Here is a 23,632-nt window from a genome sequence, read left to right as displayed (position 1 = left end):
TTTCTTGGTGACTGTAAGCCCTCACCCCCTACCCCTCTCCCTGTNGGAAACCTTGTTTCACCAAAATGGATGATCGAGGATGGCCGCGACATCTGGGTCGTCAAGTGCGCAGCTTTGCTGCGTCGCAAGCGATCCGTTTTCGAAGAAAACGGACACTTGACTACCCCGATGTCGCAAGAACAATTGAGGTTGCGGTTGGGTGACCAGAAGGGTCACCAAAACGCTTCTAGATAAAAAGCATTCCAAGCAATGCCATCCCCGCCGGAACGAAGTGGCGTGCAGGCACCGCCGCGAGATTGCGGCACAAGGGTCGAGACTCGGTTTCGCCGTCCAAGTTAACAACATTCAGGCTTGAGCCCGCTTACTGCGCGGCCTTGCCCGCCTCAACCGCGATCAGATTATCGTCGCTATTGCGGTCGATCCGCTTCACATAGGGGTCGATGCCAATAAAGCTGGGCTCAGAGGTCGCAGGTAAAGTGAAGACCACTTGTTGGCGGCCGCTACGGATCGTGCGGCGTTCAAAGGCCAAGACATTGGCTTTAGTAAAGGCCTTATCTTCCGGCTTTTGGTTAAAGACGCCTACTTCCCACGCGTCAGACATAGGGGCCTCGGTCTCTTTGCCCTCGCCATCGGCATAGAGCTTTTTGGCCTCTATGGTTGCTGTCACCTGCCACCGTCCATCGGGAAGTTTGACCTTTGTTGCGCTAGAAACCTTGGCATCATAAAGCGTGATCTTCTCGAACAAGTCGGTGATGAGCTGTTGCTTGATCGGGTCTGGCCCCACCTCTTCGCGCAGGAACGCAATGAATTGGGCGCTGGTCGGATAAGGCGCGGGCTTGAAGGCAAATTGGGCGATCATCTTGCGGATGGCCGCATTGACGGGAGCCTCGCCCACCTCATTGCGCAAGAAATACATCACCAAAGCCCCCTTATTATAATGGATATAGCCTTGGTTCTCGACCCGATTGAGCGGCAATTCCTCGACTACTTCACTGCCGCGGGCGCTCAAATAGGAATCAAGCTCGTTTTTCAGGAATTGGCGGACATGTTCGGGACCCAACATGTCTTCCATCACCAGTAGCGCGCCATATTGCGCGAAGCTCTCAGACAACATGGTTGAGCCTTGCTTGTCGCCACCAACAAATTGGTGGGCAAACCATTGGTGCGCGATTTCATGTGCCGTCACAAAGGTGACGAGGTCGATTTTCTTAGGATCGCGATTGGCTTGCAGCCAGCCGATGTCCTCGCTGAACGGCACCGTATTGGCAAAGGATTGGGCAAAGGTTTCATAGGCTGGAAATTCCAAAATGCGGAATTGACGGAATTGATAGGGCGAGAAACGCTCTGAGAAGAGGACGAGCGAGCGATGGGCCGCTTTCTCCATTCTGTCCAAATTCGCGGTATGTTTCGGGTGATGATAGAGCTCGACCGAGACAGGCTTGCCTGCCACCAAGACTTGCGACCGCTTCACACCATAGCGCGCGGATTGGATCGAGAAGAAGTGGTGAATGGGTGCCTCGGTCACAAAGCGACGGGTGATCCTTCCATCCTTTTTGATCTCAGAGACCTGATAACCCGGCGCGATGGGGATTTGATCATCGTCCGTGCTAACGGTGATATCTGCATTCACCCAATGGCTATCGGGCCGCAAATAATGATGCGCATCGCCCTTGGGGTCTTCAAGCTTGTAAGGGCGGCGGTCGGGATCGAGGCCATATTTGCGCCGCTTAGACCGATCGGTCAACCAATTGCCACGTGAGACGCCCAAAACGGGAGTTAGCTCGAAATTATTGAGAAAGGTGCCATTGGCGATGAGGCGGCTTTGACCTCTGTTATTGGTAAAGCCCTTGCGTCCATAGACCGTTTCAAAGGTCACAACGCGCTTTTCGCCCGGTGCCATGGGCGTCTCAAATCGATAGAGGGTGGTGCCATAGTCTGGCCACGCCTTTTCAACCACGACGCCGGGGATTGTTAGGCTTGCCCGCTCCACCGTCGACTTTTCAGGTAGGACGGCGATCATGCGGGTAAGCGGCGCCCCGGTTTGGTTCTCGATGACATAGCTGCCGGTGACGTCGGCTTGGCGATCCTTCGGGCGCAAATTGACGGTGAGTTTTACATCCGTAATCTTTGGGCCTGGCATCTCTTCATATTGGGCGAGCGCCTTTTCAGCTTTGGCGAGGCTTTCTTCGCCAGCGACGCTGGATTGATACAAATTGAGCACATTGGTGTTGTAGAAAATCCAGCCGCCAAGACCTGCAAAGGCTGCCACCGCCGAGGCGAGTACCAAGCCGGTCGCGCCTATCATGCGGCGGGGGAAACGGCGGATACGTGGCATCAGTCGGGTTTCTGCGCCGCGTCGCCAGAGGCCATAGGCCAAGACCACCAAGACCACGCAGAAGGCACCCCAATAAAGGTCGAACCAAGTTTTGCCGATCCAGAAGTGTGCCATGCCGTTAAAGGCACTCAAAGGCGTAGCAGGGCTGCCGCCGAAATTATAGAGATTGTGCTGGAAGCCCATGCTGGCCAAGGTGATGGAGGCCACAAGATAGACGACCAGACACCCCCAACCGACATATTTGTTTGGGGAAAGGGCCTGCAAAAAGACGGCGAGAATGGCGAGTTGCAATCCTGAAACCGTGCTGGGCACAATCCACCACAGGAGATAGCCCATGGGCTCAAGGCCTGCATAACCCTTGAACAGCTGAACGCCCATCCCCGCAAGCATGCCGACAATATTGGTCGCCAAAAGGACCAAGAAAATCGCCAAGACTTTTGGAAGCACAAAGGCCCAATCGCTGACCGGGGTGGAATCGATAATCTCTGCCATGCGTCGCTCACGGTCACGCCACACCAGATCGCCCGCGTAAAAGCCTGCAATAATAATGGGGATGATCGAGAAGGAGCTCTGGAGCGCGACGACCATCAAACGTGTGACAGGCTCAATCGCGGTTCCTCGCACTTCGTCAGCAAAGAGAAGCGCGCCCATGGAGTTAAAGAGGCCCAAGACCAAGAGCACAAAAAAGGCTGGGCTGAAGAGGACAGCCTTCACATCAAAAGCGGTCCGTGCCCAAAGTTGCGCTGTGCGGACTTGACCTGTCAGGACAGGTGCGATGACCGGGGCTGTGGCGACAATCGGCGCTGCAACCGCTTTACCTGCTTTCGCGGCCTTATCCGCCTTTACGCCTTTACCGCCCGGGCGATAGAGGAAGAACGACAAGCCCAAAAAGGCTAAGGCGACCGAAAGCCAGATGGCGCGGTTCTGCAGGAAGATGCCGACCAATTCTGGCAATCGCGTGTTGCGGTCGGCCGCGGTCCAATATTCGGTTTGGCGGAATAAGGCGCGAACCCCCGTTGGGTCGGCGAGGCCCGCGACATCCTTCAGCTCAGGCTTGTCGAACAAGACGCCCGTGGTGACCCAGGCAATCAAGATCGCGATGAGTGCCAGATAGGCCCCCATCATCGATCGTGTCGCGGTTGCAAAAGCAAACAACATGGAGCCAAACACAAACAGCATCGGCAAAGCGATGATGAAATAAGCAAAGGCATAATGGCTGAGGACCAAGGGGCCGACCTTCTCCTGATCCAGCCACGGCATGAAGGAGCCGATCAGGATTGCCAAAGGTACCGACAGATAGCCCACAGCGGCCGCCATCCAAGACCCGGCAAAGCGGCCGTAAAGATAGGCGCCTTTGCCCAAGCGCGTCGCGCGCAGGATCGGGCCATAACCGGTCTCATCATCGCGGGTGACGGCGTTGGCCACAAAGGCTGTGACGGCAAACAAGGCGAAAATGCCCATCACCATGACGGTTTGGTTGATGGCAAATGGCGAATTGATATTGGTATTGCCCGTGCCACCAATTTGGATTTCATCCACGGTGACAGCCCCGAAAGTCAGCAAGAAAAAGAGGGTAAAGCTGACCCAGAGGACCGGGTTACGGAGTTGATAGCCGAACTCAAAGCCAGCCACGGACAGAAATTGGCGCAAGGATTTCATGATGAAGGCCCCAATCTCAAGCGGCAGCGCGCATGGCAGCTAGGGTTGAGAAATAGACATCTTCCAATCCGCCCTCGACCGAGACAAAGCCAGCCTCGGGTTCTTGATCGGCCAAGACGTGAATGACGGTTTGGCCCCCAAAGAGGCGCGAGGAAATCACGTGCATGCGCGCTTGATACTCAGCTAAGGCTGCCCGCGCGATGGTCTTGCGCCAGACCCTGCCCGATAAGGCCTGGGTTAAGTCCTTTGGTGCCCCTTCAGCTACAATCCGACCGCCGGCCAAGATGGCCATGGCCGGACAAAGGTCGGCGACATCTTCCACAATATGGGTGGACAAGATCACCACCACTTCATCCCCGATTGCCGCGAGCAGGTTCAAGAAGCGATTGCGCTCCTCTGGGTCGAGGCCCGCGGTTGGCTCATCCACGATGATGAGTTTAGGGGCACCAATCAGGGCTTGGGCGATGCCAAAACGTTGGCGCATCCCACCCGAAAACCCGGCGATGGCCTTGTTACGAACCTGCCAGAGATTGACCTGATTCAAGAGCCCTTCAACGACTTCCTTGCGCTCCTTCGCGCCAGCAAAGCCCTTTAGAATGGCCATATGATTCAGCATGTCCTTGGCGGTCACCCGCGGATAGACGCCAAAATCTTGCGGCAAATAGCCCAAAGTCTCGCGCAAGAGTTCTGGCTGTTGCAGCACGTCAATCTTGCCAAATTCAATCGCGCCCGATGTGGGCGTCTGCAAGGTCGCAATGGTGCGCATCAGGGTGGATTTGCCGGCACCATTGGGCCCCAAAAGGCCGTACATGCCCGGAGTAATGGTCAAATTGATGTTATCAAGCGCTTTCACGCCATTGCTATACACATGCGTCAGGCCGGAAATCTTAAGCATCTTGGTCCCCCGTTTTAACGAAGGGTAACGCGCCAATTTTCGGGCGGCAATGGCCCCAAACCATTAAATTATCTTCACAAACCTTTCGGAAGAAACGGAATTCCAGACAACACCTCTTAGAGCGGCTGTCGCCATAAAGCCTTCAAGGGGGTAGCAAAAAGGGCCCAAGCCTTTCCGCTTGAGCCCAGTTTGAAGGAGATGAGTAGGAGTGTTCGGTTTAGCGGAACAGCGACAGAGCCGCCTGCGACGAGCTATTGGCAATCGACAGCGCCTGAATGCCCAACTGAGACTTGGTTTGCAGAGCCTGCAGCTTCGCGCTTTCCTTGGCGAGGTCAGCGTCAGCAATCGCGCCAATCCCGTTGTTCAAGGCATCTTGCAGTTTGCCGATGAAGGTGCGGTGCACTTCCAAACGCTTGGCGCCAGCACCCCAGGTTGCCAACTGGGTGCCCAAGTTGGTGATCGAGGCGTTGACCAAGCCCAAAGCGGTGGCTGAGGTTGTGTTGTCAGTCAGAACGCTACCGGCTGCAACCGTCACGACCGTGCCACCCAAAGCCAAGCTGGCCCCGTTGACGGTGATGGTGTTACCACCTGCTGCATCACCCAAGGCGACGGCGTTGTTTGGTGTGCCGGCAATCATGTTCGCGCCATCGAAGACGGCGTTGGCAATGACGCTGGTGATTTGGTCACGAAGCTGCGCAAAGTCTGCGGCCAAGGCGGCTTGCGCGGAGGCGGAGTTACCGGCTTGGGTCCCGGCCAAAGCCTTGCCCTTCATCTCGTTGAGAAGTTCCATAATGCTTTCACCAGCTGCAATGCCGGTGTCGAGGATGGAGGCAGCACGGTCAGTGGATTCACGGACGCGGTCATAGGCACCAACGTCAGAGCGCATCTTGTTGGCAATTGCCCAGATCGCACCATTATCTTTTGCAGAAGCGACCTTCAAACCCGTCGAAATGGCGTTTTGGGTTCTGTCGAGGTCGGAATTGGTCTTATTCAAAGTTTGAAGCGCGACCATAGCGCCTTGGTTTGTGTTTACGCTGAGCATTTCTAGCCCCTCATCCATACTGGTTTTTCCCCGCTACGAGCGAGGCGTATTCGTTTTGAATACCTGACCAGACTAAAATCGAGTTCTGAATCCGACGTTGAGAAACGTGGTAAACAAAATGCTACCGATAAAGAAAATACCGTATTGTTGAGTAATGAACATAGTTGATAAGTTGCTAGCTCCTTTAAATAGGCACCATAGCAATAAGGATAATGCTATGACTCTTTTTGAGTATTTATAGTTTATTTGCCTGCCCTCAAGGCCGGCCAAAGCCAAGAAAAGGGCTCCGAAAGAAGACCCAAAAAAATTTTCAAACGCGGCTGCGATTCTGGCAGATAAGCCTACTTTTTCTTTCCCGGATGCCGCTAATCGGGTCCCAATGCCAGCTTGAAGCGCGCATGGGCCTTAACCTCGCAGAGGCTGCGGCCACAATTTTTGGGATTGCTTTTAGTGTTTGCGGACGAATTCCGCCCGCAGAACCAGACCCCGAATGCCGTCGTGCTTACAGTCAATTTCCTGCGCGTCGCCCGTTAACCGAATAGAGCGAATGATCGTGCCGCGACGCAAGGTTTGGCCCGCCCCTTTTACGTCCAGATCCTTGACCAAAACCACCGCGTCGCCATCCTGCAACACATTGCCAACCGCATCGCGCACCACCACAACGCTTTCAGCTTGCGTGCGTGCCGCAAGGTCTGATGCCGGCATCCATTCCCCGCTGGCTTCATCATAGACATAGTCATCGTCGCTGGCGGTCATGGTGGGGTTCCTAGTTTATCGCTTGGGCCTGATTGACATAATGCAATTCAGAAGACAAGTTTCAAAATTAGTAACTGATGTTTCAAACATCAAAAAGGAAATTCGATGCTGACTTCTGCCCAACTGAAGGCGGCCCGTGCCCTCTTAGGACTCGACCAAGCTGATCTGGCACTCGCAGCGGGGGTATCCTTACCCACCATCCAGCGCATGGAGGCAAGTGAAGGCATTGTGCGGGCACAAGTCGATAGCTTGATGAAAGTTTTGGACGCACTCGATCGTTTGGGCGTTGAGGTCATGGGTCCGGGGCAAGCAAGCAACGCGCGTGGCAGGGGGGTACGTCTAAAAGATGCCTAAGACCGCGCCAGACCCCAGCCGCAGCTTTAAACCAAAGCTGATCAGTGTTCTGAAGGAAGGCTATAGCTTGCAGGCTTTTGGCAAGGACGCTTTGGCGGGGGCAACTGTGGCAGTGGTTGCTTTGCCCTTATCCATGGCCATCGCCATTGCATGCGGCTTACCGCCGGAGACGGGCTTGATCACAGCCGTTGTGGGCGGCCTGATTGTTTCGGCAACGGGCGGCAGCCGCTATCAAATCGGTGGCCCAGCAGGGGCCTTTATTGTGCCCGTAGCAGGAACCTTCCTAGCCCACGGGCTTAGGGGCCTGATCACAGCGACTTTTCTAGCGGGCATTTTCTTACTCCTTGCCGGAGCGCTCCGCTTGGGCCGATTTGTTCGCCTGATACCCAAATCAGTCGTATTAGGCTTTTCCGCAGGGATTGCGATCATCATCGCCGCCAGTCAATTACATGATTTCCTTGGGCTGAAGATTGTCCATGAGCCGGCAGACCTCACCGGGAAAATCGGCGCGCTTTATGCTGCCCGGGGCAGTTTCAACCCGGCCGCCTGCGCGCTTGCGCTCCTAACCAAGGCGATCATTTTAGGGGTACGCCGCTGGCAACCCGCCTTCCCCGGCATGTTGCTCGCCATTGTCCTCACCAGTTTTATGACCGCGCAGTTTCACCTGCCGGTTGAGACCTTGGGCGATCGATTTGGGGCTTTGGCAGGCATGTGGCCGCCCCCTAGCCTGCCCCAGCTTGATCCCGCTTTCATCCTCAAACTCTTGCCTTCGGCGGCGTCCTTTGCCTTGTTAGGGGCTATTGAGTCGCTGCTTTCAGCCACGGTGGCCGACTCCATGGGTGGGCGGCAGCATCGACCAGACGCCGAACTGGTTGCCCAAGGCTTGGCCAATATGGGGGCCGCCCTATTTGGCGGGTTCTGCGTCACGGGTACCATTGCCCGCACCGCAACCAACATCCGCGCCGGGGCCCATGGGCCAATTGCAGGCATACTCCATGCTGGCTTTGTGCTGATCGCCTTCTTAGCCCTGATGCCGCTGGCAGCCCATATTCCCTTTGCCGCATTAGCGGGGGTCCTTATGGTGGTGGCTTGGGGGATGATTGAACGCCATGAGATTGCAAACGTCGCCAGATCGTCCTTCCACCAGGCCGCAGCCATGCTGATCACGTTGCTTGTGGTCGCTTGGTTTGATTTAACAGCCGGCATTGCCGCTGGCTGTGCCCTCATGGGTGTGAGCACTTGGGTGGAAAAATCCGGCATGATGAAACGATGAGGGTGGGGGTTTAGGACCTTTGGGGCCGCTCACCTCATGCCCCAATCGGATCTGAATGTGATCCACGCGACTGCTCCCACACCAGTTTCACAGCTAAGCCGCCCAAATCAGATGTCTGGAGCGCGACGGCACCACCACTCGCCGCAATGAGGTCAGCTGTAATGGCTAAGCCTAAACCCTGAGTACCACTGGCCTGATCAAGACGCACGCCGCGCTGTTGGGCGTGCTGGCGATAATCTTCTGACAGACCGGGGCCATCATCCTCGACCATCAAAGCCTGATGCCCACCGGCCACCTCAGCCCTTACCCGAATGGTGCTTTTGGCATGGCGGCTGGCATTGTCGAGGAGCGCACCAACAACCTCAAAGGCCGCATCTTCTCCCAGTGGGATGGAGAAATCGTCCGGTATCTCGGTCAAAAAGCGCAGGTCCAAGCCGGCTGGGGTGCGCCCAACCACGCTGATTAAGCGGGTTACGACAGGAAGGACTGGGCAGTTTCCTGTGCCCTGCTCCCGCGTTTGCGCCCGGGCAAGTTCGGCTTGAACGGCTATATTGAGAACCGTGAGGCTTTCTTGCAGGCCAGACTTAGCCGCCGGATCGGTTACCTCGGTGACCTGCATTTTCAGGGCGGTCAACGGTGTCTTTAGGGCATGTGCTAAATCACGTGCCCGCTCACGCGCGCGCGTCATATCGCCGCTACGTGCATCGGCAAGATCATTGATTGCTTCAATCAGTGGCTGGACTTCGTCGGGATGGTCTTTGACTTCAAGACGCGCTTCTGAGTCAGATTTCAAGCCGGCCAAGCGAACCCGCACCAAGGCTAAAGGAATCAAGCCTTGGGTTACCTGCACCACAGATGCCAAGGTCAAGATCGACCACAGCACCAAGAGAAATAGTCCAAGTTCACGCGCGAAATCCCTCCGGGCAATGGTAATGGCCTGATGGTCCAGACCGACCTCGACGACAAGCTCGGGGCCCGTCGCATCTGGGCGAATGGTGCGGGCTACGCGGATCATGCTTGGTTCGAACGGCCCGCTGGTGGTTGCACTTTCCCAATTTTTCGGCGACGCTTTTGGCCAAACAGGCCAACTTCCATCCCAAAGAGAGCGGGACTTAGCCGTGCCAGCGGGCCCCTCCACATGCCAGTAAAGCCCGCTCGCAGGACGGGTGAAGCGGGGATCATAGGGGCCTTGTGTTACGACAGGCGCGGTTTGCTCGTTTAAGGAAAGCCCAGCAACCAAAGCCTCGCCATAACGGACCAACTCTCCCGTCACTTGTCGCTCTGTATGACGCTCAAACAGTAGTGACAGCGCGACCCATGATAAGCCAAGCGCCAAGGCATTCCACAAAGCAGCCAGTGCGAATAGGCGAAGCTTAAGGCTGTTGCGCTTCATGACGGATCAGCGAGCCCACGCAGCACATAGCCAAAGCCACGGCGCGTCTCGATGGTCTCAGCACCAATCTTGCGGCGCAAGCGAGCGACCAAAGCCTCTACTGCATTGGCGTCCAACATGTCGGTGCCGTGTAAATGTTCGCCCAATTCGCCAGCCGACAGGGGCCGCCCGCCTGCGTTGGCGAGCAAGTCCAATAGCCGAAATTCCAGTGGCGATAGGCGCACAGGTGCCCCGTCATAGGTCGCGGTTGCGCGGAACAAATCAAGGCTGAGACGACCTGCCTGGATCACATTGCCGGTACGTCCAGCCGCTCGGCGGATGAGACCACGCAACCGGGCAATCAATTCTGGTGGCTCAAACGGTTTGGCCAAATAATCATCAGCACCGGCCTCAATCCCCGCGACTTTTTCTGCCCAAGACCCGCGTGCCGAGAGAATGATGACCGGCATTGAACGTCCGCTTTGTCGCCAGTCCCTTAGGACGGATAAGCCGTCCAAACGCGGGAGACCGAGATCAAGGATCACGGCGTCAAAATCCTCATCATGGCCCAAGGTGCAGGCCTTCTCGCCATCGGCACAGGCCTCCACCAAAAAGCCTGCTGCTTCGAGGCTCAGTCTCAGCGCCATGCTGATTACGGGATCATCTTCAACCAACAACAGGCGCATCAATCGGCCTCCTGCTTGAGGATTTGGCCGGTCCCGGCATCAATCTCGAGCTCGATAACCCGACCGGAAGCGGCGAGGATCTTGAACTCATAAATGTCTTTGCCATGCTCTTCTTCAAGGTCCACCCGCACCACTTCGCCTGGCACTGCGGCCAATGCGATTGCTTGAACCTTTAAAAATGGCAAATTGGTAGAGGCGGGTTTGATCGGGCCGGTATCCTGACGCGGTGCCATCCCATGTGGCGCAGCCTCTGCCCGTTCATCACTTTGGGCTGGGGCTTGGCCGCAAGCGGTAAGCAGAAGGAGTAGAATCAGGCAAGGGGCGCACAGCGGCTTCATGGACAGACTGTGTAATGGAACGGGGCTGACATCAAGCTGACGGCTAGCTGACGCAAACCAGCGGCAGGCCGTCAGGAAGGCCCGGCTAAAGTCTCCCCATCAACAACCCCCTGGAGGAGAATTCACATGGCCCTTTCAACCCCAATTCGCATCGCCCTTGGCCTCGGTGTCGCCACACTCGCGCTTGCCGGCTTTGCGCTCGCCTCGGGTCAATTGTCGCCGACAAAGGCCAATGCTGGCCCAACATCTTTGACCAATCAAATCACCAACCACGTCGACGATCAGGAGGACGATGACCGCGGCGACCGCCACGAAAGTCGCACGGAGACCCGCGTCATTGACGCACGGACTGGCCAAGTCTTGACCGAAGATATCCGCCACAGCAAATACCGCTCTGACGATGCACACGACGATGATGAGCGGCAGGATCGCACGGATGATCATGGCGGTCGTGACCATGACTGACCGTCCTGCACCTGTCACCGAAGCCGCTTGTGAACCAGAAGCTACCAACCCATGGGTTAAGGTATGGGACCCCTTGGTTCGCATCGGCCATTGGCTGTTGCTGGTCGCGATTGCTACGGCTCTCATCACCCGCGGCGAACCTGAAACCCTACATCAAGCAGCTGGGTATTTCGTTGCGGGTTATGTGGTGTTTCGCCTGTTTTGGGGGATCTCTGGGCCAACCCATGCACGGTTTGAAAACTTCCTAGCTTCGCCTCTGGCGGCCATTCGGTATCTAACCCATTTGGTGACCGGTAAAGGCACGCGCCATATCGGCCACTCCCCCCCGGGTGGCCTGATGGTGATTGCGCTTCTTGTGGTCATGAGTTTGACTGCGGGGACGGGCATGGCGATGGAGAACCGCACACCAGTGCCCACGGCCTTGGAAAGCCTGCTACAAGGTGAAGCGCGTGCGGGCGGCGATGACGATGACAGCCCATGGGAGGAGGTGCATGAGGCCAGCGCCAATCTCCTGCTCGGCTTGGTGTTCTTCCACTTGGGCGGCGTGCTTTTGGCCTCTTTCGGTCATCGCGAAAACTTGGTCCGCGCCATGGTGGACGGGAAGAAGCGGGCGGCGTGAAATCGCCCGCTTCTGCCAGATGTGCTGGCGGCTCCCGACGGCATCACGCTCCAGCGCTCACACGATTTGAAAGTCGACCTGCTGGGCTGGAACCGCCTGACCATCGGGGGTCACCAAGGCAATTTGAAGCATCTGGCCAGTCCGGCGATCGGTGAGCCGGACTGGGGAAGGACCGGTTTGCAGGTGACGCTCGCCCCATTGCATCAAAGCGATCAGGGTTAAGGCCAGATCTTGGCCCATCGGGCTCAATTGATACGCATAGCGAACCCGGTCGCGCCCTTGTCGATAAGGTGTTTTCACCAGAAGGCCTGCACCAACGAGGGCCTTCAAGCGGGTGCTTAAAATGCCACGCGGAATGGAAAGGTCCGCGCGTAAATCATCAAAGCGCGACACGCCATAAAAAGCCTCACGCAGGATCAAAAGGGTCCAACGATCTCCCAAAAGCTCGGTCGCCAAAGCCATGCCACAGGCATCGCGCGCCACAGGGGCAGATCGGACGGGGGGTTCAGAGGGGTAAGTTTCCGGCGTTGACATCAGGGACTGAGTAGGACATTTTTAGCTAAGTTCAAACTAAAGACTCAGGAGCCTTGAACGTGCGCTTACTTCCCCCGCTTCCCGATCCACATCGATTTGGCGGTCCTGGATGGGTGGAACGCTCAGGCGGGGTCATGAATCTGCCCGAATGCGCGCGCGGCCTTGCCATTGCCAGCCAGCAGCAGGTGGCCAACATCTGGCAGCGCCTAACGCCCCGCTTGGCACGCGTGGGAGATGTAAGTGACCTGCCGCCCGTCCCTGATAGCCGACTGGTGCGTCTGGCCGAGGAAGCCGCCCTTTCCCAAAGCCCAGAACTCTTAAACCACGGCTATCGCTCTGCCCTTTTCGGGCGGGCGTTAGCCCATATCGACAAGGTGAAGATTGATCCTGAATTGCTGCATCTGTGTGGGATATTGCACGATGTTGGGCTGATGGAGGACGTCGCGGGCGAGGATTTTACGCTGCGCAGCGCCAAAACGGCCCGCGCCTGTGCGCATGAGGCTGGCGAACCAGCGGCCACGGGCGAGCATCTCCACGATGCGCTGATTGTCCATACCAGCGTCGGCATCAAGCCGGATCGCGACGGTGCCTTGGGGTGTTACACCCAATATGGCGCGATGGTTGACTTAACCGGTTTACGCCTCTCCCACTTGCCGCGCCCCTTTGTCTATGAGGTGCTGGCGCGGCATCCGCGCGGTGCATTTAAGCGGGAAATCTTGCGGCGTCTCGAACTGGAAGCGAAAGCTGTGAAAGGCGGCCGCTTTGATTTTGCGATCCAAGTTGGTTTCCCATTGGCCGTGAGGGCCGCCCCTTTTAAAGGTTAAGCGCGAAGCTATCGACACCGATTGCCCCTCGCTTTCTGGTTCGGAGTTTCTCTGAAAGCGCGCTAGGGTCTGAGGCCTTGGGTTGAGAAGTTTCTCCTGCATCCGGATGTGACCTGAGACGCCAAACCGATCCAGGATCACTCACGATCAGGCCCCCCGGCGAGGTCCGCGTTCTCGGCCTTACTTCGGCGTGGATGACATCGTGGGGGTGTGGGGAGCGCGGGACCAAGGCTGCACAGGCAAAGGATACCGAAGTTTATAGATCACCCATCGATTTCTTAAGCCCTTGGCGGCCACCAAAAATGCCAACACAAACGCCCACCTGTTGTCGTGGTGTGGAGCACGAAGTCCCCTTCGCCACGTGCAAGTCTCTCAAGACAGGCAATCAAATCTGCAGAACTTGTTGCCCCAATCGTCAGGTGCAAATGATTGCCCTGCGCAACCAGTTCAAGCCCGGATACATCGGATGAATAGGCCACGCGAAGCTTATCAAACTGGCGATCACAGGCTTGATTGTATCCAACCCCATAGAGGAGAGGCTCCGAGACCAATTCCAGAGGCGAAGTACGGTAAGCAGCATCATCGCTGCGCAAAAAGTCGATCCATGTGATAAAGGCTTCAGCGCCGGCTCGATCAGCCGAGACATGCCAGCCCCGCCAGCCTTCTTTTGGCTCGCGATATTGCCACATCCAAATCTTTCCCAAAAATGGCGGAGGGGGTTTCCAAGTCTGCACGCCAACCTCCTTTGTCTTTGGACGCCGTGCACGCGCACGTGCCTATGCGTGAACGCAGGCTACGGCTAGGTAAGGACATTTCTCTCTCGGTCAAGCGTGGGCAAGCCCCCGGAGTGCCGTGGAGTGATCCCACTGACTCACTTCGGCTCATGGATGCCGCAGGGCGATAGCCAAGTCTGTGGTAAAAAGCCCCACCCTGTCTCCAAAAAGTATATCCTTCATGTGGAAATCGGTTGCATAAATCTGTGTTCGCTTTCAAATCTGATTTCAGAAAGCGGTGACAAGCTGCGTCAGCCTTGCACACGCAAAAGGAGATGATTTGTGGCAGAAGATGGCCCCTTGAAGATGGCCGATGTGGCGCGCTTGGCAAAGGTGTCTATGTCGACGGTGTCGCGGGCGCTGGCAGATAATCCCTTGATCCCAGAAGACCGGCGGCGGGAAATTCAGCGTATCGCAGCCGAGGCTGGTTATGTCATCAATCAATCGGCGCGTTCGCTCCGCATGCGGAAAACCCAAACGATTGGCGTTGTTTTCCCATTGGGCCATGACGTTGGCCAATTAATCTCTGACCCCTTCTTTATTGAGATGTTTGGCCGCTTGGCCGATGAAATCACAACCCGCGGCTATCAAGTCCTGTTATGCCGGGTGACCGATACGTCAGACGGGTGGCTCAACCGGATCATCCAATCGCATCGCCAAGATGGTTTGGTGATTGTCGGCCAATCCGACCAACATGAAGCCCTGAATCATGCAGCAGCGTCCTACCATCCGCTGGTAGTATGGGGCGGGCATTTGAGTGGGCAGGTCTATTGTTCGGTGGGGACCGACAATATTGGCGGGGCGCGCCGGGCCGTGGATCATTTGTTGGCGCTGGGTCGCAAACGCATTGCCTTTTTGGGCATGTTGGAACTGCCGGAAATTAGTTTACGCTATGAAGGCTATATGCGGGCCCTGCGCGCGGCGGGGATTGAGCACGACCCTGCCTTGGTGATCCCCGCCCATTTCTCGTTTGAGACCGCCTATGAGGCCGCCCGCGAACTGATTGAAAGCGGCACGCCCTTTGACGCGATTTTCGCCACGTCTGACATTATCGCGCTGGCCGCCATCCAAGCCCTTGCCGCGGCGGGGATTGATGTGCCGGGGCAAGTCAGTGTCGTGGGCTTTGACGACATCGCCATCGCGGCCCAATCAACCCCACCCTTGACCAGTGTGCAACAAGACCTCGCCAAGGGGGCCAGAACCATCGTCGACCTTTTGTTTAAGCGCATGGCCGGCGAAGACGCACCATCGGCAACCCTCCTACCCAAACTGGTCGTGCGCAAATCCTGCGGCGGCTAGAACGACTGGGCTTCACGGCCGCCAATGAGCCTCCACGACCCCGGCCTACAAATGGTCACGCTTTTCCACTTGCTTTTGCAATCGATTGCGTTAGCGTAAATCTCTGAGGACAGAGCGCAAAAGCGCCGATGCACTTTTGGGAGGAAGAACATGACTCAACCGGCTTTGAAGCCGCATTTGCCCTTATGGCGCATTGCGGAAATGAATCTGGGCTTTCTCGGCTTGCAGTTCAGCTTTGGCTTGCAGCAGGGCAATATGGGCCCGATCTATAGCTATTTGGGTGCTGATGAGGCATCGCTCCCCTTATTGCAACTGGCAGGGCCGCTGACCGGTCTTTTGGTGCAACCCATTATTGGCGCGATGAGTGACCGGACGGCCAGCAAATGGGGCCGCCGTACCCCCTATTTCATTGTCGGGGCGATCATGTGTTCGCTCGGGCTGTTCTTCATGCCCTTAAGCTCGTCCATTCTGATGGCGGTCTCGCTCCTGTGGATTTTGGACGCGGGCAATAACATCACGATGGAACCCTACCGCGCCTATGTCAGCGACCGGCTGAATCCGAACCAACGTCAATTCGGCTTCCTATCGCAGAGCGCCTTTACCGGCCTCGCCCAGATGTTGGCGTTCCTGTCGCCCTCGATCATGATTAATCTATTGGGCTTTGATGTGAATGCGGTCGATGCCCATAATATCCCTGAGACCACCAAAGTTGCCTTTACCATTGGTGCGGTCTTGTCGATCAGCACGATCCTATGGTCGGTTTTCCGCGTCCGCGAATTGCCACTGACTGAGGCTGAAATCGCTTATATCAAAAGCAAGCCTTTGACGGTGAAAGGCACGTTGCTTGAGATTTGGGACGCGATCCTCACCATGCCGAAGGCCATGCGCAAGTTGGCGCTCATGAGCTTGTTTCAATGGTATGGCATGGCCGCTTATTGGGGCTATATCATCTATTCCATCAGCCGGTCGGTTTATGGAACGTCCGAGGCGGTCTCTGAAGGCTTTCGAATGGCCGTGGTTACTAATGGCGAGATTGGTGGCTTTTATAATGGGATTGCCTTTATCGCCGCGTTCGCGATGGTGCCCTTTACCCGGCGCTTTGGGCCGGAAGTTGTTCATGCCTGCTGTCTGACTTTGGGCGGGATTGGCATGTTGTTTATGCCCCATATTGGCGAGAAGGCCCTCTTATTCATCCCCGCCATTGGCATAGGCTTGGCGTGGGCAAGCATCATGGGCAATCCCTTTGTGATCCTGTCAGGGGCGGTGCCACCTGAGCGGACCGGGGTGTATATGGGGATTTTCAACATGATGATCGTCATCCCGATGTTGCTGATCGCCGCAACCTTGCCCTTCTATTACGAGCCTTTGATGGGGGGTGATGCGCGCCATGTGATTACGATGGCTGGCATCATGTTGATGATTGCGGCAGTCTGCGTGCTGTGGGTGCGAGAGAAGCGCCCCGCTTAGGCAGGATAATGGCAGTCCATTGGCTTCAAACTGGCCTCGCCAAGCGCGACCTTCAGGATATGGAGGGCGCGCTTGACGCATTAGAGCGCGCGGTCGCTTTCAGCCCGACGAACCCGACCGCCGCCTTTGCCTATGCGCAGGTGCGGTTTGAAACCGGACGCGAAGCGGTAACTGCCTTTGAACGCGCCCGCGCGCTGGACCCCGCTAATCCGCATTTGATCCGCACCTATGCAGCGGCCTTGGCCGCCGAAGGTGATGCGGCGCGCGCCCAATCCATCCTGCTCGATACTTTAACCCAACATCCCCAATGGCTCGACGGACATAAAGGTCTTGCGACCTTGCGGGTGGCCATCGGCCAGCGGGACAGCTTTGACGAGAGCTATCGCCGCGCGATTGCCGCATTGCCGGGTAGCCTCAGCCTGCGGCTGGCTCATCTCCACTTGCTGCAAACCGCTCAGGCTTGGGAGGAAGCCCGCACCCATCTTGCCCAAGCCCACCAAGCGTTGGGCCCAAGTCGCGGGTTAGAAGTCGCCCGTGTCTCGATTGAGAGTGAAAGCGGCGGGCCTTTGAGCCGCGATCCGCATTTGTTTGATGCCCTGAAAGATTGGGCCGATCCTGGCCTGGATCTGTGCCGGGTGAGGCATGCCTTGCGCCTTCGAAATCCAGAAGCCGCCCTTGCCCGCGCGAAACCTTATGTGTCGACACCCCAAGCCCGCTTGTTCTGGCCCTATCTGTCCTTATGCTGGCGGCTTCTAGGCGACCCAGCGGCCCCTTGGCTGGATGGGGCGGCGACGGATTATGTCCGCGCGATTGATCTTGGCCTAAGTGCGGTTGAGTTGAGCCAACTGGCCGATGATTTGCGTGCCTTACACACCGCTCAAGCCCCCTATTTGGAACAATCGGTGAAGGGTGGCACACAAACCGACCGCCAACTTTTTTTCCGTCCGATTCCAAGCATTCAGCAGGTTCGCACCAAGATCCAAAGCGCGGTTGCACAGTATCTGGCAAGCCTTCCGCCCCCGCGTGAGGGCCATCCCCTCTTGGCCCCGGCAAGGGACAAGCCAATCCTGTTTGAAGGCAGCTGGTCGGTTCTGTTACGGGCAGGTGGCTTTCATCGTGTCCATACCCATCCGATGGGCTGGATCAGCTCAGCCTTACATATAGAGATGCCAGACCGGGCGGCGGCAGGGCCAGCGCCTGCCGGCTTCCTTAGCTATGGCGAAGGCCCGCCCGAGTTGGAGCTTGGACTTGGCCCAACCCATCAAATTGCCCCTAAAGCCGGAACGCTCGTCCTCTTTCCATCCACCCATTGGCACCGGACCGTGCCGATTGAGGCTGGCGAACGCCTCAGCCTCGCCTTTGATATTCGCCAGCCGACCTAGCCGATAATGGTGCTGGTCCTCCCGTCTAGTTTCAAAAAACTGGACGGGGCGATAGAGCCTGCGAATTGGGCTTGCTTCAGCGCTGGATCCTTGAGGATATCCCCGCCCTTTAGCCCCCAGAAATCGACGAAGCTGACGACTTCAAGCGATGGCAGAACTTGCCAGGCATAGGCTTGGCGTGGCTCTTCGGGTGGATTGGCGAGCACAAGGCCTGAGCCATTCAAGGGCTCAAACGGTCCAAACAAAGAAGGGCCGACCATGCCATAAAGCCCGGTCGGGCCTTGAGCAAAACGGGTGTCAAAAATATGCGATTGGGTCGACCAGAATAGATAATAAAGCCCATCGCGCACAAAAATATGTGGCCGCTCCATCTCACTGGCCAGACCAAAGGCATCCAGAATAGGTGGCAAAAGCTCAAAGGCCTCTTGGCCGTCTGGGTCGTTTGCTTTGGCCAGACCAATCACCCCGTCATAGGGGCTGGCCGGCAAATGCGAGGCGCGCGAAGCGGTGAACAAGAGATAGCCCACGCCGTCAGCAGGGTCGCGGAACCAGTACGGGTCGCGGAAGCCCTTGATTTGACCGGGCACGCCTTGGGTAATGGACAGGTCGGCATAAAGCTCACCGGTATTGACGACTGTTTGGGTGAGGCCACGCCAATTTATCACGCGGGGCAAGGTGCCCGTCAGGTCCAAAGTGCCGACCGCATGGAACAAGCGTTGCTCAAAGTCTGGCTTGGCTTCGCCGCGGCGACCAGCAGCGGTAAACCATAAGGTGACTTCGCCGGTTTCAGGGTTTAGGCGGGTAGACCCCGACCACTCGCGGCTGCCGGGAGAAAAGCCGTCGGGCAAAAGATTGCCGCAATCGCGCCAACCCGCTTCAGACTTCAAGAGCAAGCGCATCCGCGCCATATTGTGGCGCACATCCGGGTCTGGCAGGCGCGGTGCAGACAACATCACCCATAAGCTGCCCGCCTCAAGCGTAACCAGATCGCCAGTATCCAATTGAACGGGCCAAATGTCCCACAGGGTTAAAGTTGGATCGAGATGTTGAACATCGGCTGCGCCAAATAGGCGTGGGCTCGGCTGGCGCGCGGCATCAAGCTGGGCCAAATGCGACGCACGCCAAAAATTAGGCCGCCACTGCGGGCTGACATCAGGAACACGTTTTGGAGACGGGGTTAGAGGCACGCTGAATTTGTCCTGATTGGTCATCACACAGGTGATGGTAAATGGCGGCAGAGGAAGGTCACTTAAGCAACCGCCCGTTCTGCCGCGCAATGTTGATTGACAAAGGCTTGGTGGGTCGGCACGTTTTCAGCACTTGCTACCAAGGCGGCCTTGAGCTTACCCAGATAGTCGCGGCCATCCGTCCCCCGGAAGTCAAACAAGGGGTCGACATCTTGGGGGATATTGCCTTGACCAATATGGACCGCAAGCCAGCTCGGCTGACCAAACAAATCCATATCGCGGGCAATATGGCGGCCATAACGCCGGAAGTGTTCAATCTTCAGCTTCAACGTGTCTGGGATGTCCATGCTGGCGCAATAGCGCCAAAGTGGGCTGTCATCCCGGGTCGTGAGCTTATAGTGCAGGACCAAGAAGTCGCGGATACGCTCAAACTCGGTTGCGGCGATATGGTTGTATTCGTCTACGATGAGCGGATCAAAGTCGCGCTGCGGGAAAAGGGCAAGCAGCTTTGAAATACCGGCTTGGATCAAATGGATCGACGTGGATTCAAGTGGTTCCAAAAAGCCGCTGGACAGGCCAATGGCCACCACATTCTTTTCCCAAAATTTGTCACGTCGCCCGGTGGTAAAGCGCAACTTATTGGGTCCGGCCAAGGCTTCGCCATCGAGATTGGCGCGGAGCGAGGCTTCGGCATCTTCGTCGGAGATAAACTGGCTACAATAGACATAGCCATTGCCCGTCCGGTGCTGCAGCGGAATGCGCCATTGCCAGCCCGCTTCGCAGGCGGTTGAGCGTGTATAGGGCAGCATGTCACCGACCTTGGCACACGGCATGGCCACAGCGCGATCACACGGCAGCCAATGGGTCCAATCCTGATAGCCCACTTTGAGGGCCTCGCCGATCAAAAGGCCGCGAAAGCCAGAGCAATCGATGAAGAGATCGCCTGTTAGTTCCAGTCCACTCTCCAGCGTCACGCCTTCGACAAAGCCGGTCTCGCTGTGTTGGCGGACGCGGACAACTTTGCCCTCGTGACGGGTGACGCCGCGGGTCTCTGCATAATCGCGCAGCAAGCGCGCATAAAGGCCCGCATCAAAATGATAGGCATAGTCAAAGGTCGACATGACGTGTCGCGGGTCGGGGCTTGGGCGGGTAAAACGACCACGTTGGGCCAAAGCCCAAGCCATCGAAAAGTCGTCAAACGAGGTTGTATCCCCCGCCTCGCGGGCTTTCAGCCAAAAATGGTGCAGGCCGACGATGTCAAAGGCCCTGCCATGTGGTCCAAAGGGGTGGAAATAGCGATTGCCCTGATTTCCCCAATTGACAAACTCAATGCCGAGCTTGAAGGAGCCCCTCGTCTTGGCAACAAATTCGCGCTCATCAATCCCCAGCATTTCATTGAAGGTACGGATCGGTGGAATGGTGGCCTCGCCCACACCCACTGTCCCGATCAGTTCGGATTCAACAAGCTTGATGTCGCAATCCTGTTTGAGGGTATTGGCCAAAGCTGCGGCGGTCATCCAGCCAGCAGACCCACCGCCAACAATGACGATGGAGCGGATGCGTCGATCAGATGATGGGGTCATAACGCCTCCTTGATCCAGCGTTTCAGCTTAGTCGAACAAATGGGGCTGAAAGCAGTTGCGTCCAGCCCCATCTATCAAACTCCCTGCCCTGTAGGGAGCCTCATCTTGTTCCTAGCATTGGCTTGAAACCAAGTCTGGTTTCAAGCCTCTGCCACGGCAGCTTTCACCTTGAGAGCCGGGCTCTAGAAGGTGTAGCGGATCGCTGCCGTCAGGGTACGACCCAAAGCTGGGTTACCACTGATGACGACGGGGTTCACAGCGGCGTTTGCCACGCCACCATTGCCGCGCAGGTCAAACTTGTCGAACAAATTGTAAGCCGAGAGGCTCAGTTCGATGTTTTCCTTAATGGCATATTTCGCCGTTGCGTTCAGGATCGCACCACCTGGATATTCACGGCCAGCATCGTCGATCGACGAGGTTTGGCCCGTGGTGCTGACGCCTAAGGTGACTTTGTCGTTGAAGTCATAATTGGCCGCGACCGTGAAGCTCAAGTCAGGAATGCCTGGCGCGCGGGTAAATGGTCCCGAGACACCGCTGCTATTGGGACGCGAGATTTTTGCGTTCGAATAAGTGGCATTGCCGATCACCGAGAAGGGGCCATTGCGATAGGTGGCATAGGCTTCCGCACCGCTCGACTCATATTTGGCATCGATCACGCAGCCGCCCGAACCGCCAGGGCAACGGGTTGCCGACAATTCAAACGTGCTCTGCTTGAAGTCGCCTTGCAGCAAGGTGAATTCCAGCGTGTAGCGGCCCCCGGCCAATTCGCCGCGGTTCTTCACGCCCAGCTCGTCCTGATTGACGAAGTCGACCGAAGCGGTCCGGCCCGCTTGGGTGAGCGAGCCGTCCGCATTGATCTTGCCACTGACAGTTTGGCGGTCACCATTGAAGCGGCCACCCTTCGAACGACGAACGAAGACGCTGGTGTCTTCATTGACTTTGTAGAGGGCACCAACCGACCACGAGGTATAGTCTCGGGTATAGTTCAGCCGCTCCCGCGCGCCATTGGCACGAATGGTGGTGATTTGAACACCACCAGAATTGACGAGGAATTCCGGACCGCCAGCAACCGTGGTGCCGCGTGCTTCGACCGATTCAAAGCGGACCGAGCCGTCGAGTGCAAACTTATCTGCATCCAATTCCAACGCGATATAAGGCGCGGTGTTGGTGTAAGACAGGTCGTAATCGCGGGCGCAGCAATCGCCCCAATTGTTGTTATAGCCGGAGATACCTTCTTGAGTCAGTTTGTTGCCAGCCGCATCAAAGAGGTCCAATTGCGAAGGATTATTGCCGCTTAACTCACGCAGCGATTTGTTGACATGCCAATCCATGGCGATGTCTTGCTTCATGTAGAAATAGCCAACCCGTGCCGTTACCGCCCCAAAGCCGGTGTCATATTTGCCGGTCAGTTTGAAATCGTTAGCGGTGCTGCCAATGTCACGGATGTTGGTGCGGACATTGACGTTATTGTCGACATAGGTGTCGGTGAATACCTGACCGGCCCGGGGACCAGCGGCGTAACGGATGCTCGCAACTGTTGCATTTGGCAGACCTGGGCGGCTGATGACCGAGCCAATGACGCTGGCGCGGGTAGCGACGTTCAAGAAGGGCGAGGCAAACCCACCGCTCATATCCGTCCAACGGAAGTTGTTATCAACGCTCCAATTGTCATTCACATTGTAGCGCAACTGACCGCCCAAGGAGGTCGCCTTGGTGGTGATCCCGTCCATTTTGACGCGCTCTAGCACGCCATCGCGGTTAAAGATCAAGAAGTCTTTATTATAGACCGAATAATTGGAGTCCTTACGGCCATCAAAGCCGGGGAATGGCTTAATGTTGGAAACTTCCAAACCATTGATCGTGGCCAGAGCTGGCGAGCCGGTATAGTTTGGCTCTTGCGTGTCGGCGATCTTCACCAAAACCCGGACAAAGCCTTTGTCGTCGGCAAAGTCGTGGGTCAGATTGGCCTTGATTTGATAGGAATTGCTGACGTCATAGCCAGCGTCCAAGGGACCGCTGCCCTTTTTGTAGAAGCCACCGACATGGAAGCGGGTCGAGTCATTAATCGGGCTGCCATAACGGAAGTCCAACTTGTTCTCATCAAAGCCGAGGCCGGTGTTCCACTGAACATAGCCGCCCTTCTGCTGACCTGTGTTGGAGATGTAGTTGATAACCGCACCTGGAGCTTGCGAGGCATAGGTCGAAGCCGAACCGCCGCGAACACCTTCGACATTGGCGACGGTAGCGTCAAAACGGGTCCAATAGTCGTTGTTCCCAAACTGAATATCGCCGAACAGAACGGTTGGCAGGCCATCCTCTTGGATCTGCACGAAGGGCGAACCCCCGGTGGCAACGGGAAGACCGCGTACGGCGATGTTGGAGTTCCCGCCTGGGCCAGCGGTACCAGCGACCTGAATACCGGGGATCATCCGAAGCAATTCGGATTCAGAACTTGGCTTGAAGTCTGCAATCACTTGCGCATTGACAGTGGTCACCGAGACCGAGCTGTTGATTTGGGTGCGATTACCACCCGAGGCGGTTACGATAACGACTTCCAAGCCTTCAGGCTCTGCAGGCGCTGCTGCGGCCTGTTGAGCCATGGCAGGCGCACCGGCTGCGAGCGCAGTAACCAGCGCAATCGCCGAAACGCAATTAGAGAATTGGGCAACCTTCATGACTTAACTCCCAGTGTCTGTTTATAGCTAAGGCTCTGATGGCCTGCCTGACCTTTTTGATACCATCTATGCAATGGATTGCAAGAACGATAATGCAATCCATTGCATAAAAAG

General features: G+C 56.6%; 20 protein-coding genes. 8 read left to right on the top strand and 12 right to left on the bottom strand.

Translation table 11 applies throughout. The annotated features are described in order from the left end of the window. Positions 1 to 361 precede the first annotated feature (361 nt). From B7364_RS15035 to B7364_RS15020, 4 genes are all read right to left on the bottom strand, one after another. Positions 362 to 3,994, bottom strand: coding sequence for an ABC transporter permease/M1 family aminopeptidase (locus tag B7364_RS15035; protein WP_085340858.1), 3,633 nt, complete (start codon positions 3,992 to 3,994; stop codon positions 362 to 364). A gap of 16 nt (positions 3,995 to 4,010) precedes the next feature. After that, positions 4,011 to 4,889: an ABC transporter ATP-binding protein gene (locus tag B7364_RS15030; protein ID WP_085340857.1), complete on the bottom strand. Its 879-nt coding sequence runs from the start codon at positions 4,887 to 4,889 to the stop codon at positions 4,011 to 4,013. A gap of 217 nt (positions 4,890 to 5,106) precedes the next feature. Further along, positions 5,107 to 5,931 carry a flagellin N-terminal helical domain-containing protein gene (locus tag B7364_RS15025; protein ID WP_085340862.1) on the bottom strand — a complete coding sequence of 275 codons (825 nt, stop codon included), beginning with the start codon at positions 5,929 to 5,931 and terminating at the stop codon, positions 5,107 to 5,109. A gap of 447 nt (positions 5,932 to 6,378) precedes the next feature. After that, complete coding sequence (locus B7364_RS15020; protein ID WP_085340856.1) at positions 6,379 to 6,687, bottom strand: alkylphosphonate utilization protein; 309 nt, start codon at positions 6,685 to 6,687, stop codon at positions 6,379 to 6,381. A 105-nt stretch (positions 6,688 to 6,792) separates the two neighbouring features. On the opposite strand from B7364_RS15020, the gene B7364_RS15015 reads away from it, so the two are divergent. After that, positions 6,793 to 7,041, top strand: coding sequence for a helix-turn-helix domain-containing protein (locus B7364_RS15015; protein ID WP_085340855.1), 249 nt, complete (start codon positions 6,793 to 6,795; stop codon positions 7,039 to 7,041). Next, complete coding sequence (locus B7364_RS15010; RefSeq protein ID WP_085340854.1) at positions 7,034 to 8,314, top strand: SulP family inorganic anion transporter; 1,281 nt, start codon at positions 7,034 to 7,036, stop codon at positions 8,312 to 8,314. The genes B7364_RS15015 and B7364_RS15010 overlap by 8 nt, the downstream gene beginning before the upstream one ends. Before the next feature lie 34 nt (positions 8,315 to 8,348). On the opposite strand, the gene B7364_RS15005 is transcribed toward B7364_RS15010, so the two are convergent. The 3 genes from B7364_RS15005 to B7364_RS14995 are packed head-to-tail and all read right to left on the bottom strand — an operon-like array spanning position 8,349 to position 10,605. Next, complete coding sequence (locus B7364_RS15005; RefSeq protein ID WP_085340853.1) at positions 8,349 to 9,707, bottom strand: sensor histidine kinase; 1,359 nt, start codon at positions 9,705 to 9,707, stop codon at positions 8,349 to 8,351. Then, complete coding sequence (locus B7364_RS15000; protein WP_085340852.1) at positions 9,704 to 10,372, bottom strand: response regulator transcription factor; 669 nt, start codon at positions 10,370 to 10,372, stop codon at positions 9,704 to 9,706. Before B7364_RS15000 ends, B7364_RS15005 begins: the two co-directional genes overlap by 4 nt. Then, positions 10,372 to 10,605, bottom strand: a complete 234-nt coding sequence (locus B7364_RS14995) for a PepSY domain-containing protein (RefSeq protein WP_157893730.1) — start codon at positions 10,603 to 10,605, stop codon at positions 10,372 to 10,374. Before B7364_RS14995 ends, B7364_RS15000 begins: the two co-directional genes overlap by 1 nt. 231 nt (positions 10,606 to 10,836) lie before the next feature. On the opposite strand from B7364_RS14995, the gene B7364_RS14990 reads away from it, so the two are divergent. Next, the gene (locus tag B7364_RS14990) at positions 10,837 to 11,175 is read left to right on the top strand and encodes a hypothetical protein (RefSeq protein WP_085340850.1); all 339 of its coding nucleotides are present in this window, start codon (positions 10,837 to 10,839) and stop codon (positions 11,173 to 11,175) included. Next, positions 11,168 to 11,794 carry a cytochrome b/b6 domain-containing protein gene (locus B7364_RS14985; protein ID WP_085340849.1) on the top strand — a complete coding sequence of 209 codons (627 nt, stop codon included), beginning with the start codon at positions 11,168 to 11,170 and terminating at the stop codon, positions 11,792 to 11,794. Before B7364_RS14990 ends, B7364_RS14985 begins: the two co-directional genes overlap by 8 nt. 57 nt (positions 11,795 to 11,851) lie before the next feature. Here the strand turns inward: B7364_RS14985 and B7364_RS14980 are convergent, their stop codons facing one another. After that, complete coding sequence (locus B7364_RS14980; protein WP_198534282.1) at positions 11,852 to 12,328, bottom strand: winged helix-turn-helix transcriptional regulator; 477 nt, start codon at positions 12,326 to 12,328, stop codon at positions 11,852 to 11,854. A 59-nt stretch (positions 12,329 to 12,387) separates the two neighbouring features. Here B7364_RS14980 and B7364_RS14975 point away from each other — a divergent pair, with 59 nt between their 5' ends. After that, entirely contained in the window at positions 12,388 to 13,152 is a 765-nt protein-coding gene (locus B7364_RS14975) for an HD domain-containing protein (RefSeq protein ID WP_157893729.1), read from the top strand. A 278-nt stretch (positions 13,153 to 13,430) separates the two neighbouring features. Here the strand turns inward: B7364_RS14975 and B7364_RS14970 are convergent, their stop codons facing one another. Then, positions 13,431 to 13,886 (bottom strand): hypothetical protein, encoded by a 456-nt coding sequence (locus tag B7364_RS14970; RefSeq protein WP_157893728.1) that lies wholly within the window; start codon positions 13,884 to 13,886, stop codon positions 13,431 to 13,433. 321 nt (positions 13,887 to 14,207) lie between these two features. On the opposite strand from B7364_RS14970, the gene B7364_RS14965 reads away from it, so the two are divergent. From B7364_RS14965 to B7364_RS14955, 3 genes are all read left to right on the top strand, one after another. Beyond that, the gene (locus B7364_RS14965) at positions 14,208 to 15,224 is read left to right on the top strand and encodes a LacI family DNA-binding transcriptional regulator (RefSeq protein WP_332835091.1); all 1,017 of its coding nucleotides are present in this window, start codon (positions 14,208 to 14,210) and stop codon (positions 15,222 to 15,224) included. A gap of 150 nt (positions 15,225 to 15,374) precedes the next feature. Next, positions 15,375 to 16,691 (top strand): MFS transporter, encoded by a 1,317-nt coding sequence (locus B7364_RS14960; protein WP_085340846.1) that lies wholly within the window; start codon positions 15,375 to 15,377, stop codon positions 16,689 to 16,691. 8 nt (positions 16,692 to 16,699) lie between these two features. Then, entirely contained in the window at positions 16,700 to 18,073 is a 1,374-nt protein-coding gene (locus B7364_RS14955) for a putative 2OG-Fe(II) oxygenase (RefSeq protein WP_085340845.1), read from the top strand. On the opposite strand, the gene B7364_RS14950 is transcribed toward B7364_RS14955, so the two are convergent. From B7364_RS14950 to B7364_RS14940, 3 genes are all read right to left on the bottom strand, one after another. Continuing rightward, positions 18,070 to 19,260 (bottom strand): glycoside hydrolase family 68 protein, encoded by a 1,191-nt coding sequence (locus B7364_RS14950; protein ID WP_198534281.1) that lies wholly within the window; start codon positions 19,258 to 19,260, stop codon positions 18,070 to 18,072. The genes B7364_RS14955 and B7364_RS14950 overlap by 4 nt on opposite strands. 62 nt (positions 19,261 to 19,322) lie before the next feature. Continuing rightward, the gene (locus B7364_RS14945) at positions 19,323 to 20,843 is read right to left on the bottom strand and encodes a tryptophan halogenase family protein (RefSeq protein WP_085340843.1); all 1,521 of its coding nucleotides are present in this window, start codon (positions 20,841 to 20,843) and stop codon (positions 19,323 to 19,325) included. Positions 20,844 to 21,025: 182 nt separating this feature from the next. Further along, positions 21,026 to 23,518: a TonB-dependent receptor gene (locus B7364_RS14940; protein ID WP_085340842.1), complete on the bottom strand. Its 2,493-nt coding sequence runs from the start codon at positions 23,516 to 23,518 to the stop codon at positions 21,026 to 21,028. Positions 23,519 to 23,632: the final 114 nt, after the last annotated feature.

Source organism: Aquidulcibacter paucihalophilus (assembly GCF_002105465.1).
GTDB classification, from domain to species: domain Bacteria; phylum Pseudomonadota; class Alphaproteobacteria; order Caulobacterales; family Aquidulcibacteraceae; genus Aquidulcibacter; species Aquidulcibacter paucihalophilus.
This window is presented reverse-complemented; position numbering and strand designations above follow the sequence as displayed.